This is a genomic window from Hymenobacter cellulosivorans (genome assembly GCF_022919135.1).
Lineage (GTDB): Bacteria > Bacteroidota > Bacteroidia > Cytophagales > Hymenobacteraceae > Hymenobacter > Hymenobacter cellulosivorans.
The window spans coordinates 5,276,664-5,294,488 of the sequence record NZ_CP095049.1; the positions used below are offsets into that span (position 1 = coordinate 5,276,664).

Annotated in this window: 19 protein-coding genes; 9 read left to right on the top strand and 10 right to left on the bottom strand. The window is 59.0% G+C overall.

Annotated features, from left to right (window positions below):
- Positions 1-12 precede the first annotated feature (12 nt).
- On the top strand, positions 13-912 hold the full coding sequence (locus MUN80_RS22250; RefSeq protein ID WP_244716475.1) for a DUF3822 family protein: 900 nt from the start codon (positions 13-15) through the stop codon (positions 910-912).
- 263 nt (positions 913-1,175) lie between these two features.
- A complete protein-coding gene (gene coaD / locus MUN80_RS22255) occupies positions 1,176-1,655 on the top strand; it encodes a pantetheine-phosphate adenylyltransferase (protein WP_244716477.1) in 480 nt (159 codons plus the stop codon).
- Here coaD and MUN80_RS22260 read toward each other — a convergent pair.
- Together MUN80_RS22260 and MUN80_RS22265 are read right to left on the bottom strand one after the other, a co-directional pair.
- Entirely contained in the window at positions 1,652-2,134 is a 483-nt protein-coding gene (locus MUN80_RS22260) for a hypothetical protein (protein WP_244716479.1), read from the bottom strand. The two genes, coaD and MUN80_RS22260, sit on opposite strands and share 4 nt — an antisense overlap.
- Before the next feature lie 20 nt (positions 2,135-2,154).
- The gene (locus tag MUN80_RS22265) at positions 2,155-2,859 is read right to left on the bottom strand and encodes an NUDIX hydrolase (protein ID WP_244716481.1); all 705 of its coding nucleotides are present in this window, start codon (positions 2,857-2,859) and stop codon (positions 2,155-2,157) included.
- Positions 2,860-3,064: 205 nt separating this feature from the next.
- Here MUN80_RS22265 and MUN80_RS22270 point away from each other — a divergent pair, with 205 nt between their 5' ends.
- Entirely contained in the window at positions 3,065-3,583 is a 519-nt protein-coding gene (locus MUN80_RS22270) for a metallophosphoesterase family protein (RefSeq protein WP_244716482.1), read from the top strand.
- Between the two features lie 240 nt (positions 3,584-3,823).
- On the opposite strand, the gene MUN80_RS22275 is transcribed toward MUN80_RS22270, so the two are convergent.
- A complete protein-coding gene (locus tag MUN80_RS22275; RefSeq protein ID WP_244675122.1) occupies positions 3,824-4,006 on the bottom strand; it encodes a hypothetical protein in 183 nt (60 codons plus the stop codon).
- 115 nt (positions 4,007-4,121) lie between these two features.
- Here MUN80_RS22275 and MUN80_RS22280 point away from each other — a divergent pair, with 115 nt between their 5' ends.
- Positions 4,122-5,162 carry a threonine aldolase family protein gene (locus tag MUN80_RS22280; protein WP_244716484.1) on the top strand — a complete coding sequence of 347 codons (1,041 nt, stop codon included), beginning with the start codon at positions 4,122-4,124 and terminating at the stop codon, positions 5,160-5,162.
- On the opposite strand, the gene nhaA is transcribed toward MUN80_RS22280, so the two are convergent.
- Positions 5,159-6,346, bottom strand: a complete 1,188-nt coding sequence (gene nhaA, locus MUN80_RS22285; protein ID WP_244716486.1) for a Na+/H+ antiporter NhaA — start codon at positions 6,344-6,346, stop codon at positions 5,159-5,161. The genes MUN80_RS22280 and nhaA overlap by 4 nt on opposite strands.
- Before the next feature lie 185 nt (positions 6,347-6,531).
- Here nhaA and MUN80_RS22290 point away from each other — a divergent pair, with 185 nt between their 5' ends.
- Together MUN80_RS22290 and MUN80_RS22295 are read left to right on the top strand one after the other, a co-directional pair.
- The gene (locus tag MUN80_RS22290) at positions 6,532-7,188 is read left to right on the top strand and encodes a metallophosphoesterase (RefSeq protein ID WP_244716488.1); all 657 of its coding nucleotides are present in this window, start codon (positions 6,532-6,534) and stop codon (positions 7,186-7,188) included.
- A 46-nt stretch (positions 7,189-7,234) separates the two neighbouring features.
- Positions 7,235-7,831, top strand: a complete 597-nt coding sequence (locus tag MUN80_RS22295; RefSeq protein ID WP_244716490.1) for a DNA-3-methyladenine glycosylase family protein — start codon at positions 7,235-7,237, stop codon at positions 7,829-7,831.
- A 1-nt stretch (position 7,832) separates the two neighbouring features.
- On the opposite strand, the gene MUN80_RS22300 is transcribed toward MUN80_RS22295, so the two are convergent.
- From MUN80_RS22300 to MUN80_RS22310, 3 genes are read right to left on the bottom strand one after another with little or no spacing between them, the layout of a single operon-like run.
- Positions 7,833-8,048 (bottom strand): hypothetical protein, encoded by a 216-nt coding sequence (locus tag MUN80_RS22300; RefSeq protein WP_244716492.1) that lies wholly within the window; start codon positions 8,046-8,048, stop codon positions 7,833-7,835.
- 29 nt (positions 8,049-8,077) lie between these two features.
- The gene (locus MUN80_RS22305) at positions 8,078-8,335 is read right to left on the bottom strand and encodes a hypothetical protein (protein WP_244716494.1); all 258 of its coding nucleotides are present in this window, start codon (positions 8,333-8,335) and stop codon (positions 8,078-8,080) included.
- Complete coding sequence (locus MUN80_RS22310; protein ID WP_244716496.1) at positions 8,335-9,252, bottom strand: DUF58 domain-containing protein; 918 nt, start codon at positions 9,250-9,252, stop codon at positions 8,335-8,337. The genes MUN80_RS22305 and MUN80_RS22310 overlap by 1 nt, the downstream gene beginning before the upstream one ends.
- A gap of 271 nt (positions 9,253-9,523) precedes the next feature.
- Here MUN80_RS22310 and MUN80_RS22315 point away from each other — a divergent pair, with 271 nt between their 5' ends.
- From MUN80_RS22315 to MUN80_RS22325, 3 genes are all read left to right on the top strand, one after another.
- Complete coding sequence (locus tag MUN80_RS22315; RefSeq protein ID WP_135391383.1) at positions 9,524-9,877, top strand: DUF3276 family protein; 354 nt, start codon at positions 9,524-9,526, stop codon at positions 9,875-9,877.
- 516 nt (positions 9,878-10,393) lie between these two features.
- Positions 10,394-11,494 carry a redox-regulated ATPase YchF gene (gene ychF, locus MUN80_RS22320; RefSeq protein WP_244716498.1) on the top strand — a complete coding sequence of 367 codons (1,101 nt, stop codon included), beginning with the start codon at positions 10,394-10,396 and terminating at the stop codon, positions 11,492-11,494.
- Between the two features lie 75 nt (positions 11,495-11,569).
- Complete coding sequence (locus MUN80_RS22325; protein WP_019947089.1) at positions 11,570-11,779, top strand: zinc ribbon domain-containing protein YjdM; 210 nt, start codon at positions 11,570-11,572, stop codon at positions 11,777-11,779.
- A 98-nt stretch (positions 11,780-11,877) separates the two neighbouring features.
- Here the strand turns inward: MUN80_RS22325 and MUN80_RS22330 are convergent, their stop codons facing one another.
- From MUN80_RS22330 to MUN80_RS22340, 3 genes are all read right to left on the bottom strand, one after another.
- Positions 11,878-15,441: an ABC transporter permease/M1 family aminopeptidase gene (locus MUN80_RS22330; RefSeq protein ID WP_244716500.1), complete on the bottom strand. Its 3,564-nt coding sequence runs from the start codon at positions 15,439-15,441 to the stop codon at positions 11,878-11,880.
- A 10-nt stretch (positions 15,442-15,451) separates the two neighbouring features.
- Positions 15,452-16,348, bottom strand: coding sequence for an ABC transporter ATP-binding protein (locus MUN80_RS22335; protein ID WP_244716502.1), 897 nt, complete (start codon positions 16,346-16,348; stop codon positions 15,452-15,454).
- A 618-nt stretch (positions 16,349-16,966) separates the two neighbouring features.
- Positions 16,967-17,746 carry a LytR/AlgR family response regulator transcription factor gene (locus MUN80_RS22340; protein WP_244716504.1) on the bottom strand — a complete coding sequence of 260 codons (780 nt, stop codon included), beginning with the start codon at positions 17,744-17,746 and terminating at the stop codon, positions 16,967-16,969.
- Positions 17,747-17,825: the final 79 nt, after the last annotated feature.

Genomic DNA, 17,825 nt, shown 5'->3' on the forward strand with positions numbered 1-17,825 from the left:
GTTCGTTCTGCCGTGTCTTTTAACACTTTGTCTGCCGCCACCTTGCCCCTCCCCGCCCCGCCTGTTGCTTTGCAGTCCCTGCGCGACGAAACGCTGGAAACAGCGTCGCCGGCCGGCTGCAACCTCTATCTGACCGCCGGAGCCAACGGTCTGCGGCTGGGCGTGGCCGATATCCGGCGCAACAAGTTTGTAGCCCTGGAAGATTACGCTCTGAACCCGCAGGCCTCCTGGGCCGAGCAATTTCGGGCCCTGGCCCAGGAAAGCGACCTGCTAGGTGAAACCAACTGGAATCAGGTCCGGCTGGCCGTGCAAAACCGCTCCTTTACCTTGCTGCCCGCGCCCTTGCTGCGCCCCGGTGACGAGGCGGCTTACCTGCGGCTGCACCACGCCCTCGAGCCAGAGCACGAAACGGTGGGCCGCTATGCCCATTCCAGCCTGGAAATGGTAAGTGTATTTGCCGCCGAAAAGGCCCTGACCAGCTGGTTTAGCGCCACGTACTCTACCGGCAAGATGCTGCACCAAACCAGCGCGCTGCTTGAAGGCATCATTCACCAGAGCGAAGTGGGTGCCCCACGCCGGCTCTACCTGAGCCTGGGCCAGCAGGAAGTCACCATCATAGCCGTGCGCGACAAGCGCCTGGAATTCTGCAACGTTTTCGCCTTTGCCACGGCCGAGGACCTGATTTACTACACCATCCTGGTAATGCAGGAGCTACAGCTCAACCCCGACCAGGATGGCGTAGTCGTCTGGGGCGACCTGATGCACGACTCCGAGCTGTTTACCATCCTGCGCAAGTACATCCGCAATATCCGCTTCGGCAACCGCCCCTTTGACCTGGCCTATAGCTACCGCCTCAACGACCTGTTCGAATACCGCTATTTTGAGCTCTACAGCCTGCACTTATGTGAATGAGTGAAGTGATGCCCTTGCGAAGCTGAAGGCCGAAGCTATCCGTCCTCGGCGCAGGTAGTCATGCTCTTTTACCAGAACGCCCTTTATTCTAGTTGGAGTAAAGGGCGTTCTGGTAAAAGAGCACTCGACACATTTCAGAGGGCGGATGGCTTTGGCTCACGCCTCGCAAGGAGACGTCTTAAGCATTAGCACATTACCCACGTTCAACCACATTCGCACATTAATTACCACCTTCGCACTACTAACTCTCAAATCTGCGACGCATGAAGCGCATTGCTCTTTTCCCCGGCTCCTTCGACCCCTTTACCAATGGCCACCTCGACGTAGTGCGGCGGGGCACCCACCTGTTCGACGAGGTCATTATTGCCATCGGCAATAACAGCAGCAAGTCGCGCTACCTGCCGGTAGAACAAATGGTGGGCATGATTGAGGACGTATTTGCCGATGAGCCGCGCGTGCGGGTACAGTCCTATAAGGGCCTGACGGCCACGTTTGCCCGGGAAGTGGGCGCGAAATTTCTGCTTCGCGGCCTGCGCAATACCACCGACTTCGAGTACGAAAACACGATTGCCCAGGCCAACCGCCACATGAACCCCGAGCTGGAAACGGTTTTCCTGATTACGTCCCCGGCCCTGGCGGCCATCAGCAGCACCATCATCCGCGAGATTCACCGCTTCGGCGGCAACGTAGATACGTTCGTACCCTTCCCGCTACCAGCTTATCAGGCGCCGGCTGCCAGCTAGCGGCGCGACACCATGCGCACGCCCGAAATGGCCTGGGGCCGCTTGGGGTCGGGCACGGGCAGCACAATGTACTCGGGCGCAGTCATCACCAGGTTGCCGCGGCGCATGAGCTCGTCCTCATCCGAGCCAATAAGCACCATGTCCAGGACCTTGCGCGACTTGGCATTGAACGTTACCACGATGGTAGAACCGTTCTTCTCGAAGGTGTTGATCCAGTCGGCTCCCTTCGTAGACTTCATCTGCTCGGCGTTCGGCTCCATGCCAATAGCCTCGTCCTTGCTTTCCTGGGGCTTACCCAGGGCCCGTCGCACCTGGTCGATGTTTTTACCGACCAAGGAGGGCATATCCAGCTGACTCGGGTTGGCTGCCGTGCCCTGCTCGGTGCGGGGGGCACTGTTTTCAGAAGCATTTTGGCTGCCGGTGCAAGCGGCAACTCCGCTCAGCAACAATACGAAGGGCAAGTAGCGGAACGGGCGCATAAGCAGAGTTTGAGGGTAAATTATTTTTCCTTAGCAGGTTCTTTGGCCGACTCCTTACCGGACGTTTCGCCCAGGTAATGCCGCACGACCAGGGCAATGGAGGCGTAGGCTTCATCCAGCACGCCCAAAGCCTCCTGAGGGGTCATCCAGCGCACTTCTTCGATGTATTCCTCGGCCTGAGGCTTCATCAAGGAGTCGTCGGAGCAGCTCATTATATACCAATTCGTCTTTTTCAGGATTTTGTTGCCATTGTAGGCATACGAGTGCCAGGTGCTGGGCAGTTTTTCGCCCATTTCCACCTTAATGTTACACTCTTCCTCCACTTCGCGCAGGGCTCCCAGTTCAGGATCTTCCTCTTTCTTGAGCTTGCCCTTGGGCAAATCCCACTTGCCAAGGCGGTAAATCATCAGCACCATGCCGTCCTTCACCACCAGTCCGCCAGCGGCCTTTACGATGCGGAACTGGTCTTTCAGGTGCAGAATCAGCCGTTTTTTCTTGCGGGCCAGCAGCGTCAGCGACTTGAGCTTCTTGAGCTTCTTGACTTCCATCAGCCGCAGAATCCGGTCGATGAAGGGGTCCGTCACGTCGCGCACGAGCACATCGCCGATCAGATCTTTGGAGCTGAACTCATCCTCCGCGTTCAGAATCAGGTCGTAGCGGTGCTTGTATATTTTCTCGCTGTTCTTTTTGATGATCAGCGGGATATCGTTGATGAAGACGTTCATCGCAGGGTAATCAGAGGGCAGAAAATGAGGAAGTGGCGCCGAGGTCCATTGCAAAACACAGCATAAAAATCGGCAAACGGAAATCGGGGAAAGCTGGGCAAGATACGGGATGCAGCCGGTTCTGTTGCCGGCCCGCAACGCAACGGTGCTTTTCAAAAACCAAGAGTCGTCGTAAGCCTTCAGCAGGCCTTACTTTTACGCAGCTATGAAAAAAATCGGTTTACTTTCTGACACCCACAGCTACTGGGATGAGCGCATCCTGCACCACCTCACCGGCTGCGACGAAATCTGGCACGCCGGCGACTTCGGCAATGCGGCCGTCATCGAGGCCCTGGAAACGGTAGCACCACTGCGGGGCGTTTACGGCAACATCGACGGGCAAGACGTACGCCAGACCCAGCCGCTGGTGCAGAATTTCGAAATCGAAGGCCTGCGGGTACTTATGACCCATATTGGTGGCTACCCCGGCCACTACTCCCCCGCCGCCCGCCCGCTGGTGGCCCAGCAGCGGCCCGGACTGTTTATTTCCGGCCATTCTCACATTCTCAAGGTCATGCCCGACCCCAAGCTAGGCCTGCTCCACCTCAACCCCGGCGCGGCCGGCCTGCACGGTTTTCACAAAGTCCGGACGATGCTGCGCTTCGAGGTAGCCAATGGCAAAGTGCAGCAACTGCAGGCCATAGAGCTAGGCCTGCGTGCCGCCCTGCGAGGAGGCGGTGAGTGAGTGGCTTAATAATTCTGTCCTTGCTTTGTCCTTCGTCCTTGCAAGGACAGAATTATTAACACTAGAGTTGAGATAAACAAAAAGCGCCTTCTTCCGGAGAAAAAGGCGCTTTTGTGAAGTCTGTACGAAACCCGCCGATGCGGAGAGCGGGCCGCTGAACGGGCGCTTTCCGACCTGGAAACTATGCCCTGCTCATCGGCCTGGCGTACGGGCTGTCAGCATCCTGACGGATGCAACGGCTTAGGCTTCAGTCGTGGTAGCAGGAGCAGCGGAAGCCGAGCCACCGTTGAAACGGGACTTCAGTTCATCCAGGTCCACGTTCTTCAGAACGGGGGTCAACAGCAGTTGCTTGATGATACGCTGCTTGTTGTTGGCACGCGCAATGTTCTTGCGGTGCTTACGCTTCAGTCGGGTGACGCTCATATCCGGGTCGGTTAAAGTCTTTTTGTAAAGGAGGGGCAAAAGTAAGTCTTATTTTTGAATCGGGAAACAGTTGTTCCTTCTTCCTTGTCTTCATCCTTTCGTTTTGCTCCCAGCTATGTCTGAACCCATTATCGATTTACGCTCCGATACCGTCACCCGGCCCACGCCCGAGATGCTGCAGGCCATGCTCCACGCCCCCGTCGGCGACGACGTGTACGAGGAGGACCCCACGGTACGGGAGCTGGAAGAAACCTCGGCGGCCCGCTTCGGCCTGGAGGCTGGTTTGTTTTGCCCCTCCGGCACCATGACCAACCAGATTGCCATTAAGGCCCACACCGAGCCGTTGTCGGAAGTAATCTGCGAGCAGACAGCCCACGTGTACCTGTGGGAAGTGGGCGGCATTGCGTTCCACTCAGGTGCCTCGGTAGCCCTGCTGCCCGGCGACCGGGGCCGCGTGACGGCCGCCCAGGTAGAGGCTGCCATCCGGCCGGCCAACAACGTGCACTACCCCACCTCCAACCTGATTTGCCTGGAAAACACCAGCAACCGGGGTGGCGGCAGCTGCTACTCCATGGAAGCCATTGCCAGCATTGCCGAAGTAGCTCAGCGCCGCGGCCTGGCGTTGCACCTCGACGGAGCCCGCATCTTCAACGCCCTGGTAGCTACGGGCCAGGACGCGGCCGAGTACGGCAAGTATTTCGACTCGATTTCGGTCTGCTTGTCGAAAGGTCTGGGCACGCCGGTAGGCTCGGTGCTGCTGGGCTCGAAGGCGTTTATTCACAAGTGCCGCCGGATTCGCAAGGTGATGGGCGGCGGCATGCGGCAGGCCGGGATTCTGGCCGCGGCAGGTTTGTATGCCCTGGAGCACAACGTGGCGCGCCTAGCCGATGACCACCGCCGGGCCCGGGAACTGGGCGCTACGCTTACAGCCCAGCCCTACGTAGCCGAAGTACTGCCGATTGAAACCAACTTGGTCATCTTCCGCCTCCAAGATGAAATGTCACCTGAAGCCTTCCTGGCCCAGCTGGAGCAGCAAGGAATCAGAGCCTCGTCATTCGGCCCCCAGATGATTCGCTTCGTGACTCACCTCGACGTGGACGACACGATGATAGAGCGGGTAAACCAGGCGCTGCAAAGCCTGAACGTACCGGTTTAAGCCGGCGGTTCTGCTTCGAGTATGAGGCCGGCGGGAGCTTCGCTTTCGTCGGCCTTATCGGCGAAGTGCAGCACAATCAGGCCTGCCACGGCGGCCAGTAGGGAGCCAGCAATTACGGCCAGCTTGGCCAGGTCAATCCAGGCCGGATTGTCGAACGAGAGGTTGGCAATGAAGATGGCCATGGTGAAGCCGATGCCCGCTGTCAGGCCCAAGCCCAGCATCTTAAACCAAGTGACCCGCTCGGGCAAGGTGGAAATACCGGCTTTCACCGTCAGCCAGGTGGCCCCGAAAATACCCAACGGCTTGCCTACCAGCAGCCCCAGCCCAATACCCAGCCCCAACGGACTCAGCAGCTCACTTACTGACTCCCCAGATACGACAATAGCCGTATTGGCCAGCGCGAAAATGGGCAAAATCAGGTAGCTGATGGGTTTGTGCAGGCCGGCTTCCAGCTTTTCAATGGCATCGGTGGGAATGGTCAGGGCCAACAGCACGCCGGCAATGGTGGCGTGTATTCCTGATTTGAGCACGAAAAACCATAATCCCAGACCCAGCAAAAAGTATAATGGCAGCCAGGTAACTTTAAGGCGATTGAGCACGATCAACGCGGCGAAAATTCCCCCGGCGGCCAGCAGATACGTCAGGTCCAGGCCGGCCGTGTAGAACAAGGCAATGATAAGCACCGCAATCAGGTCATCGATGATAGCCAGGGCGGTGAGGAAAACCCGCAGGCCGGGCGGCACTTTGTCGCCCAGCAACGACAGAATTCCCAGGGAAAAGGCAATGTCGGTGGCTGTGGGCACAGCCCAGCCGTGACTGGTGTCGTTGCCGGCATTGAAAGCCAGATAAATAGCAGCCGGCACAGCTACTCCACCAACTGCCGCCAGCGTGGGCAGCAGGGCCTGGCGCACGTCGGTCAGCTCACCATAAAGCACTTCCCGCTTGATTTCTAGTCCGACGGTAAAAAAGAAGACGACCATCAGGCCATCATCAACCCAGTGAGCCAGCGTTTTCTGCAGCGGCTCCCAACCCACGGGGGTTTCCCAGAAATGCAGGTAGGCATTGCCCCAGGCCGAGTTGCTGATCAGCAGAGAAATAATGGTGGTCAGCAGCAGCAGCAGGCCCGAGAGCTTGCCACTTTCGGACAGTTCCCGGATTGGAACAATGACTATTCGGTGAAGCATCAGCGTAGATTTGGTGGCAGAAACCCAGCGCGGCTTACGCACAGGGCAGAGTAAAGCTAACCGTAACGTAGGGCTTGCACCTGCAATCGGGTAAATCAGGCACCCATCAAACTGGTAGGGCCGTAAATCTAGTACGAACGAATGACCATCGGGATGCCGCCTACAGGCAGCCCCAGCCCTCCTCTATGAATCTGTTTGTTATCGGCGACGTGCACGGCTGCTACCACACCTTTTTGGAACTGCTCCAGCACTGGCAGCCCGAGCAGGAACTACTAATCCAGGTGGGCGACCTGATGGACCGCGGCAACTTTGCCCCCGATACCGTGGGACTGGCCATGAGTCTGAGCGAAAAACACCCGCAGCAAACCGTTTTTCTCAAAGGCAACCATGAGGTCGGCATGACGCGCCACTACGGCCCCCAGGGCCCCTACCCCAACTGGCTGCAGTGGGGCGGACGCTACACTCTGGCGCAGTACAGCCAGCACAAAGATTTGCTAGCCAGCCACCTCCCCTGGCTGCAGCAACGGCCGCTGTTCTGGGAAAGTGACGCTGTCTTCGTCAGCCACGCCGGCCTGGCCGACACACCCAACCCGCTCGACGAAGACAATCCGGACGGTATTCTGTGGCGGCGCGGACCGCTGCGCAACATTGGCAAGCTTCAGGTTATCGGCCACACACCCACCGACGGCAGCCCCGATTTTGACCCGATTCACTACGTGCTTAATATTGACACCGGTGCCGTGTATGGCCAGGCCCTGACTGGGGTTAAAATTAAGGCCAATGGCGACGTGCTCCGGGTGATTTCCGTGCCTACTAATCCTCTCGACAGTGACCGAGTCTGAGTTGAATCCCGCCCCCATTCCTTCAGCAGAAGCAGCCCGGCATCATTTGAGCCAAGCCGACCCGGTGCTGGCTGCGCTTATTGCCCGGGGCCGCACCATCGAGCCCCGGCCCCACGAAGATTTGTACCTGGCTCTGCTGAAGGCTATTGTCAGCCAGCAGATTTCAACCAAGGCCGCGGCGGCCATCTGGAAAAAGGTGCAGGCCCTGTTTCCGCCCGACGGCTACCCCGAGCCTGCCGCCCTGCTCCTGCTCAGCGACGAAGAGCTGCGGGCGGCCGGCATTTCGCGCCAGAAAGCGGGGTATTTGCGCGCCATAGCCGACTTTGCCCAGCAAGACCAACTCGACCACGCCCACCTCAGCCAGCTCGACGCCGACGCCTTCACCCAGCACCTGACCCAGATAAAGGGCGTCGGCCGCTGGACGGCTCAGATGCTGCAAATGTTTGCCCTGGACCAGCCCGACGTGTTTCCCGAAGGAGATTTGGGCATTCAGAACGCCATGCGCAAGCACTACGGCCTCCAGGAAACCGGCCGGGCTCTGCTGCGCCGCATGACCGAACTGGCCGAGCCCTGGCGGCCTTACCGCACGCTGGCCAGCAAGTATTTGTGGCAGTCGTTGGACAATACGCCCGACGCGGAGTAGCCTACCGCATGTCAGAATCCGAATCGGGGTTGTTTTCGGCGGCCCGTTTCTGGTCGAAGTACGTGACGACCATTGTCACGAAGATGGCCACAAAAGGCACACACAACCCGAACAGCATCCAGCGCCACAAAGAACGGTTGTTCATGTGGGCAATGTAGCCCGTAATCAGGGCCGAGGGCAGGCACACGAAGACCAGCAAAAAAATGTAATCAATCAAAACGGGGGTGCTTAAAATGGGGTAAACCGTTAGCGGTATTTCTCCGGAATCTGGGCTAGCTGGGCTTCCAGGTCCCAGTCAGCGGGTTTGAGGTTGGCGTAAAACCAGGCCGCATCATCGGCCAGCCACTGCTGCCGGAAGCCGCGGCTGCTCAGCACCGAGTAGTCATCAACACCGAACTGGGCACCACAGCACTCACAGGTGCCATAATCGGGCGTGTCATCATTCGGTCCCCAGGGCGACACGTCGTAATCGAGGCCGCAGACGCGGCAGTACCAGAGCGCCATTACCGGACCTTGCCCCGCTTCACGAGGTAGGCGTACAGCACCTTGTCGAACGGCTCCCGGATGTCGACCGGCACGAAATCAATACGGTACTGCCCGCAGCGCAGGGCCAGTTCCTGCTCGTAGTGCTGCATGGCGGCGCGGTACTGCTCCCGCACCTGGGCCGGCTGTAGCTTCACCTGCTCCCCGGTTTCGACATCCTCGAACAGGTAAGGCCGCTCAGCAAAAGCAAATTCGGCTTCCGTAGTCCGGTCCATGATGTGGAACAGCAGTACCTCGTGCTGGGCGTGCCGCAGGTGCTGCAGGGCGGCCAGGCTGGCCGTTTGCTCCTCGGGGTTGCGGCCCAGCATGTCGGAAAACAACACCACCAATGAGCGTTTGGGAATCTGCTGGGCAATCTGGTGAATCACGCCCGATACGTCGGTGGCCCGGCGCTGGGTAGCGGGGCGCTCCAGCAGCTGCTGGAGCGTGAGCAGCAGGGTGTGGCGGTGAGACGAGGTGGAGCGCACCGGCGTCTGGAGCTCAATCTGGTCGGCAAATGTGACGAGGCCTACTGCGTCGCGCTGCTTTTGCAACAGTGTGGTGAGGGCGGCGGTGCAGAGCACGGCAAAGCGTAGTTTGTCATGGCTCGGGGCCGGGTAGTACATGCTCGGGCTCACGTCGAGCAGGATGTGACAGCGCAGGTTGGTTTCTTCCTCGTAGCGCTTCACAAACAGCTTATCGGTGCGGGCCAGCACCTTCCAGTCGATGTGGCGGGTACTTTCGCCGGGGTTGTAGAGGCGGTGCTCCGAAAACTCCACCGAAAAGCCGTGGTAGGGCGACTGGTGCAGGCCGGTAATAAAGCCCTCCACGAGCTGCCGGGCCAGAAATTCCAGGTTCTCAAACGAGCGGACAGCAGCCAGATCAAGCGGTTGGGACATCGGGGAAGTAATGAGATGGTGAAATAGTAAACCGGACTCGGCTACTGCAATACATTGTTTGGGCCGGATATAATCCAGCTTTTAGTAATTGCAATAGTATTTCCCGCCCTCGTCCAAAAAAACCGTCTGCAAACGCGGAAAGCCCTAAAACAAAGATACCCGGCATTTTGTGGAAAAAAGTTGACCTCAATATTTTTATATACGGCTGGAACACTTTACTTTGGATGGCAATTCAATCATCTTGGAATAAATCAACCTATTTGAAGGCACCGTGGAAGACCGTCACGATCAGGAAGAAATCTACTCCCAACGCATTAAAGCTGGCAAACGCACGTACTTTTTCGATGTAAAAGCAACGCGCGGTCAGGACTACTACCTCACTATCACCGAAAGCAAGCGCAAGCTGCGGGATGATGACACGTTTTCCTACGAGAAACACAAAATCTTCCTCTACAAAGAAGACTTTGCCAAGTTTGTCGATGCCCTGCAGGACGCCGTGGACTACGTGCGTGAAGAGCTGCTCACCGAAGAGGAAGTAGCCGAACTCGACCGACCCCGCCCCGCCTACGACAACTACGAAGGCGACAACGGCTTCAACCCCAACCGCTCCGACGACAACTACTAGCCCCGAAGCTTAGCGAAACACTGCTTTACTATTCATTTGTATTCAGCCCTTCGCGCGGCGCGCTTTGACTTACTTGGTCGAAGCGCGCCGTTTTTTGTGAGCTATACCAAGTATTCTTGTCATCCTGAGGTGCAGCCCAAGGCCCTTCCTCGCCTAGCCCACCACCAGTAGTTCCAACGTGACCAAGCCCTGTTACCGGCACAGCGAATAGCTTTTCACCTTGAATGAACCGCAGAGGTATAGGTGAGGAAGATACTTAGCTCTGCTCAGGATGAGAGATGAAGAAGTTAGCATTGCACGCGAGATGTCTCCCGCTGGTCGATATGACGTTTGGTTCTCCAGCCAACGACAGCCGAGCGAGATACCTCGGCAAGCTCGGAATGCGTTCTACTTGGCGCTCGGCACGCGGCCTTCACTTCCACCAAGGATTCCTTGAAAAACAGCCGTACCTTTGCCCCTCGAATTGCGCCCACCAGGGTGTAGCTCACTATTTCACCAACTCACCATTTCACTATTATGGGTCTCCGCTGCGGAATCGTCGGCTTGCCGAACGTGGGTAAGTCCACGCTGTTCAACGCCCTTTCGAACGCCAAGGCCGAATCGGCCAACTATCCTTTCTGCACCATCGAGCCCAACGTGGGCGTGATTACCGTGCCCGACGAGCGGCTCCAGATTCTGGAGGCGCTGGTGAACCCCAAGCGCGTGCTGCCCACCATTATCGAGTTTGTGGACATTGCCGGCCTGGTAAAAGGTGCTTCCAAGGGCGAAGGTCTGGGCAATAAATTCCTGGCCAACATCCGCGAGGTCGACGCCATTATTCACGTGGTGCGCTGCTTCGAAGATCCCAACATCGTGCACGTCGCCGGCGGCGTTGACCCCGTGTTCGACAAGGACGTGATTGACACCGAGTTGCAGCTCAAGGACCTGGAAAGCATCGACAAGAAGCTGCAGAAGTCGGAGCGCTCGGCCAAGGCCGGCGACGCGGCCGCTAAGAAAGAAGTGGCCGTGTTGCAGCGCTTCAAAGCCGCTCTGGAAGCCGGGCAGAACGCCCGCGCCGTGCAGGCCGACGAAGTAGAACTTGAAGCCGTAGCCGATTTGCAGCTGCTCACCATTAAGCCCGTGATTTACGTGGCCAACGTGGACGAGGCCAGCATTGCCACCGATGGCAACAAGCACGTAGCCGCCCTGCGCGAGCATGTGAAGGCCGAGGGAGCCCAGGTGGTGCTGGTATCAGCCGCCATTGAGGAGCAGATTGCCGACATGGAAGACCCCGAGGAAAAGGAAATGTTCCTGGCCGAATATGGTCTGACCGAGTCGGGCCTGAACAAGCTGATTCGCGCTTCTTACGAACTGCTGAACCTGATTACCTATTTCACCGCCGGTGTGCAGGAAGTACGGGCCTGGACCATTCACCGCGGCGACAAAGCTCCGCAGGCCGCCGGCGTTATCCATTCCGACTTCGAAAAAGGCTTCATCCGCGCCGAGGTTATCAAGCTGGCCGATTACCAGGAGTACAAGACCGAGGTAAAAATCAAGGAAGCCGGCAAAATGGCCGTGGAAGGCAAGGACTACGTGGTGCAAGACGGCGACATCATGCACTTCCGTTTCAACGTCTAGATAGTTACTTAGAACGACATGTCTCGCTAGGGCTCGACATGTCGTTCTTTTTCTATTCTCTGAACTGAAGAACTGATGGACGTAAAAGACAGCAACGGCAACCTGCTTGCCGAGGGCGACTCGGTGACGCTGATTAAGGATTTGAAGGTGAAAGGCTCGTCGCTGACGCTAAAGCGCGGCACGGTGGTGAAGAATATTCGTCTGACCAACAGCCCCGCCGAAATCGAGGGCCGCGCCGGCGGCTCGACGATGGTGCTCAAAACCGAGTTTCTGAAAAAGGCTTAGACTGACCTGGCTCTGGCTATAGAACGCATAAAACGAGAAACGCCCCGACCAATTCTGGCCGGGGCGTTTTTTGTACACTGCAAGCCCGGCTTTTCAGCTCACTTCAGGGCAAAAGCGGCCTGGGTGTTGTCTTCCGGCTTGCGGTCGATGAGCAGGTTGTCCGGGTCGATGATGGCTTTCGCAGGGGCGGCAGCTACAGTGAAGCGCACTACTTTGCGAGAGTTGGTAACTAGCAGCCGCTGGCGAGTCAGCACCTTGTCCTCGGCGCCGTACAGAGCCAGGTCGATGTAGTCGTGCAGCGGGGCCTCGGTTTCCTTGCCCAACTCGTCGGCGTAGCGCTTGTGGGCCTCCACCTGCACCGTGACCTGGTAGTGGCCATCGGGCAGGCGCTGGTAAGCCACTTCCCGCACCTGGTTGTCGTAGAGGGTGATGCGCTTGAGCTGGTCGGTGACTAGGTACTGCAGCGAATCGGGGGTGGCCCGCAGGATGTAGCCGTAGAGGTCGTCGGAGGTGGGGTACGGGGCGGGACGGTTTTGGTAATCCCGGATAAACTGGCCGAGGGCACCGTGGAGGCGTTTTTCGCCCAGGTAATTTCGCAACGAGTACAAAGCCAGGGAGCCTTTGGCGTAGTGGATATGGGGCTGGTCTTCGTTGGTGAGCAAAGGCAGCTCCCGCACCTTTTCACTAGCCCGGCCTCGCAGGTAGTAGTCAAGGGCGTAGCGGCGCAGTTTCAGCACCCGTTTGGGGCCGTAGTGGCGCTCCAGCATCAGCGTCGACAGGTATTCCGACACCGATTCCGACATGAACGTAGCGCCTTGCACGGCCGCGCCGGTTACTTGGTGCCCCCACCACTGGTGAGCCATTTCGTGAGCCACTACCCGGTAAGTGCGGTCCACGTCGTGGTCGTCGGGGCTGGTTTGGGCAATGAAGCCGAGGCCTTCCGAGTAAGGCATGGTGCCGGGGAATGCCTGGGCAAACTTCTGGTAGCGGGGAAACTCGATGATGCGGGCCTGCTGCTGCGGATAGGCTCCGAACTGCTCGCCGTAATAAGCCAGCGAGGCGCGCATGGAGCGCATCATCCGGTCCAGGTTGTAGGGGTGGGCGGGGTGGTAGTAGATTTCCAGGTCGACACCGTTCTGCCGCTCGCGCCGCACCTTGTAGCGGGCCGAGGTAATGGAATAGAAGTTAATTATTGGCGCAGCCGGGCGGTAGTGAAAATAGCGGCGGCCGTTTTGCTGCCACTCCTTCAGCAAGGCACCCGGGGCCACGGCAATCTGGTCGGGGCTGGTGCTAACCGTGGCCTGGAAGCGCAGCCGGTCGGCATCGGTGGAGATGTAGGTATTGGCGTAGGCAGCCGAATCGGACTGCGGGGCCATGCGGGGCCGCTCGGGCAGGTCGAACTTGGCGCGGTCGGTAGCGTCTTCCAGTTCCAGGTTGCGGCTGTAACCGATGAAGGGCGCTAGGTCGAAGTTGTTGAGGAAGGTGCCGTTGCCGTTAATCAGGGGCCGGGAAACCTTGTTTTCGAAGCCCCGGGCTTGGTACTGGGCCGAGTAGCCGAGCACCAGCGAGTCGCCGGGCGCTAGGGCGGGCTGCAGCACGAAGCTGCTAAAGTGCAGGCGCTGGTCGTTGAGTACGGACCGGCCGCCGGGAATGTTGAATTTGAAGTCTTCCAGGTAGCTGCCGTACGAGAGGCGCAGGGTATCGAGCGGCCGCCCCGTTTTGTTGGTGAGCGTGAGTTGGCCCCGCACCTGAGCGGCCCGGGCCTTGGGCGTGAGGTCGACCTGCAAATTTACGGCCGTCACGCGGGGCTGCGGGGCGTGTTCGTAGCGCTTGTAGCGCTTTTCGTAGTCGGCCTGCAAGCCCTGATCTTCGGCTTTGGTGGTATAGTCGTTGCGCACCTCGATGTTGTAGTAAATCCAGGCCCCCAGGCCGAGCCAGCTTAGCAGGCCCGTGGCAGCCACCGCCCGCAGCGTGGGCGTAAACGACTGCCGCAATTGAGTGGCACTGAACGTGCCGCCTACGGCCCGGCCCCGCACCCACAGCCCTGCTGTGAGGGCCACCAGCAGCACGCTGAAGGCCGTCCAGTACAGCTTAAACCAGACGATGCTCTCCGTAAAAGGCCCGAAACCGTTCATGTCGGAGTAGGTGAAGGCGGGCGTATCGGCGAAACGCAGCAGGTTATTGTTCCAGTCGAGGGCCGCGCCGCTGATGGCCTGCAGCAAGATAATGGCCACCGTCAGACCATAAGCCAGGAATTTATTGCGCAGCAGCACGTGCAGAAACACCGTTCCTATGGCCACCATCACGTAGCGGGTAAACTCGATGCCGAACACGGCCTGTCCATACAAGCTCCACTCGAAGTTGGTATAGCCTTGCAGGGCCTGGGCCGCCACGCACACTAGCACGCCCATACTCGTCAGGAAGGCGGCAATGAAGACCAGGGTCAGCATCTTGGCCGTGTAGGGCACCCACGACGGACGGGGCGAAGCATCCAGGATACCGTCGAGGCGGGCATCCTGCTCTTTCCATACCAGCGTACCGCCGTAGTAGACCAGCACGGCAATGACAAACAATCCGTAGGTGCCATTAATCAGGTCGAGCATGGTGTAGGTCACCGGGAAGAAGTGCCCTCCCTCCCGCTCCGAGGCCGTGGCCGCAATGCTGAGCAGGTTGAGCATGCCCAGGCCGAGCAGAATCCAGAACGGTACGCTTTTCAGAATGCCCAGCAAATCGAGGCGGGCCTGCTGCACCAGCTGCACCAGGGCGGCACTCCGGTCGTGACGGGGCTGTACCTGGGGCCGGGGCGTGGGAGCTGCTGCGCGCACCGGGGCCGGAGCGTCGGAGAGGCGTTGCTTTTTGACTTTGCCGGTGGAGGTAGTGAAGGAAAATACCCCGTGGGTCAGGCCTATCAGGAGGCCGGCAATGCCCAGCCACACCAGGCGGTTGGTAAGCAGCGGGCCGGCGAAGTCCAGCACGGCGTTGTTTTTCTCCGAGACGGTCCAGTACTTGGTCAGGGAATGGAGCGTGCGCAGACCGAACGGGTCGAGCAGCAGCACGCTAGTCGGCGTATCCAGGTTAGGCGTCAGCAAACCCACCAGCAAAAAGCCCACCATCAGGCCCAGGGTGGCAATAAAGGCGTAAACCGTGTTTCGGGTCAGGACCGTGAGGCAGTAAATAATGGCCCCGGCCAGCACCACGTTGGGCACGATGAAAAGGCCCACTGCCTGTAGGTAAGGAGTCAGCTGAAACGCCCCGACCCTGGCCGGCTCATTGAGCGGAGTACCCAGCACAATGGCCAGCAGCACACCCAGCAAGGCCAGCACCGCTACCAGCACCCCGCCGGCAAAGCGGCCCCAGAGGTAGCCGGCTTTTTCCAGGGGCGCGGCATATAGCACCTGGGCGTAGCCCGAGCCCGAGTCGCGGGTGGCAGTGCTGGCCATGATGGCCGTGATGAACAACAGGCAGAGCATGGTCATGGCCCCGGCCCGGCTCAGGATGGCATAAGGCGCGTTGACGTGCAGGTTGCGCAGGTCCTGGCCCATTTGCAGGCTAGGCCAGAGCATGGCCAGAAACGTCAGGCCGAAGGTGACGGCCAGGAAAATATACGTAAGCGGCTGCTTGCGCCAAGTAGCCAGCTCAAAGCGAAGAAAGGCAGTAAACATGGCGGCGAGCTTAGGCGTGGAGAAGAGTTGACTGCACGGCTTTCCCCTGAATAGCAGAGAAAAACACGTCTTCCAGGCTGGGTTCCACGGCCTGGAACCCGGCCGGCTCCAGATCCTCGCCCTCCACGTGCAGCAGGGGCTGCCCGGCCAGCAGCTTGGTCGAAATCACGCTGTACTGCTGCTGGTACTCGGCCAGCTCGGCCTTCTCGATGGTCCGCTCCCAGATGCGGCCTTTGAGCTCGTGCATGGCGGCCTGGGGCTGGCCGGCGTAGAGCACCCGGCCCTGGTTGATAATGGCCATGTTGCGGCACAGCTCCCGCACGTCGTCCACGATGTGGGTACTCAGGATGACGATGATGTTCTCCCCGATTTCGCTCAGTAGGTTGTAAAACCGGTTCCGCTCCCCCGGGTCGAGGCCGGCCGTGGGCTCATCGACGATAATGAGCAGGGGCTGACCAATCAGGGCCTGGGCAATGCCGAAGCGCTGCTTCATGCCGCCCGAAAAGGTGCTGATGCTGCGCTTGCGTACTTCGTAGAGGTTGGTTTGCTCCAGCAGGGCCTTTACCGTTTCGCGCCGCTCACTGCGGTTCACGATGCCTTTGACGACGGCCATATGGTCGAGCAAATCCTCGGCCGACACGCGCGGGTAGACCCCAAACTCCTGGGGCAGGTAGCCCAATACCCGGCGCAAAGCCATTTTGTCGTGCAGGGCGTCGATGGCGTCGAGGTGGATACTGCCGCTGTCGGGTTCCTGCAGGGTGGCAATGGTGCGCATCAGGGAGCTTTTGCCGGCACCGTTGGGGCCGAGCAGGCCGAACATACCCTGCGGAATGGTCAGGCTCACATTGTCGAGGGCCTTGACCCCGTTGGGGTAGGTTTTCGACAGGTTTTTGATGATTAGGTCCATGCTTGAAAGGAGTTTAGGAGCGGTGTCGTGGCACCTGCCACGCGGTTTTATGGACCAAACATGCACTGCTTCACCCGCCTCGGCAACACAGAATGAGTAAGTGGTAGCCGCCGGCAGGAATCCGGCAGGGTTGGCTTAGGCTTCCCCACCCCGCCCCTAGCTACTGCCCGACGACCAATGGGTTTCCCCTTCAGCGCAGTGCGAGACAGCACCGACGATGCATCAAAAGATGTGGTAGAAAACAAAGTATCTCATGGTTACATTGAACGAGGCGTGCGCAACCATGGCCCCCACGATGGACCCACTCCTGACCTGGCCAAGCGAGAAAAGCAGGCAGCTGACAAAGAGCGAAACGACCCACAACACACTCGGCCACAACAGAAATGCCAGCCCTGACCTGAATACACGAGGCCATGCAGCACTAGCCCAAACCGCACCACGCTGAAAATAACCAGCAACCAGCCGCCGGTTTTGGCGTCCAATTGTAACCGGTGGCCGACAAATTTCTTGAAATGCGGGGTAGTCGCAACGAGTACGGGTGGCATCATACGGCAAGCGGTAAGTTGAATGGGTAAACCAGGCCCTCTTCCGCCGGGGCAGCTGTAGCGGGCAGCCGGCTCAGACCTGGAACCGCTTCATCAGCTCGTCCTTCTTGCGGCGCGAAACTTCGATAATGGAGTCGTCGGTGAGCTGCACGTAGCCCCCGCTGCCTTTGATGTAGCGCTTCACGTGGGCCGCGTTGACGAGGTGGGACTGGTGGACGCGGATAAAGCCGTAGTCGGCGAACAGCTCCTCGTATTCCTTGAGCGTGCGGCTGACCAGGATTTTCTCTTTGCCTTCGAGCACAAACAGCGTATAGTTGTCATCGGACTGGCAGCGCACCACATGGGCCACTTCCACCACTTCGAAGCCCTGCATGGTGGGCAATACGACCTTGCCAGCCAGGCCGGTCCGCTCGCGCAGGTTGTCGTAGAGCGTGTGGAGCTGAGAGGCTACCGGGGCTTTTTGCCGCTGAGTTTTGGCCACGGCTTCGCGCAAATCGGCCACGCCCACGGGCTTAAGCAGGTAGTCGAGGGCGCAGAACTTGATGGCGCGCAGCGCGTACCGGTCGTGGGCGGTGGTGAAGATGATGTCGAAGGAGGCGCGACCCAGCATGTCGAGCAAATCGAAGCCCGAGCCCAGGGGCATCTCCACGTCCAGAAACAGCAAATCGGGCGTTTCCCGGCGCAGCAGCTGCAAGCCTTCCTCGGCCGAAGCCGCCTCCCCGATGATGGTTACCTCGGGGCAATAATGCTCTAACAAGGCGCGCAGGGCTTCGCGGGTATTGGTTTCGTCGTCGATAAGAATAGTGCGGGTCACGGGCGTCGGTAGTTCGATATGCAGCAGAGTAGACAGCAAGGTAAGGTAGACTCGCGCGGAATGCCAATAGAAGCAAAACCGGTCGTGTCAACTATTCCGCGCCTCAAGCAGAATGGTC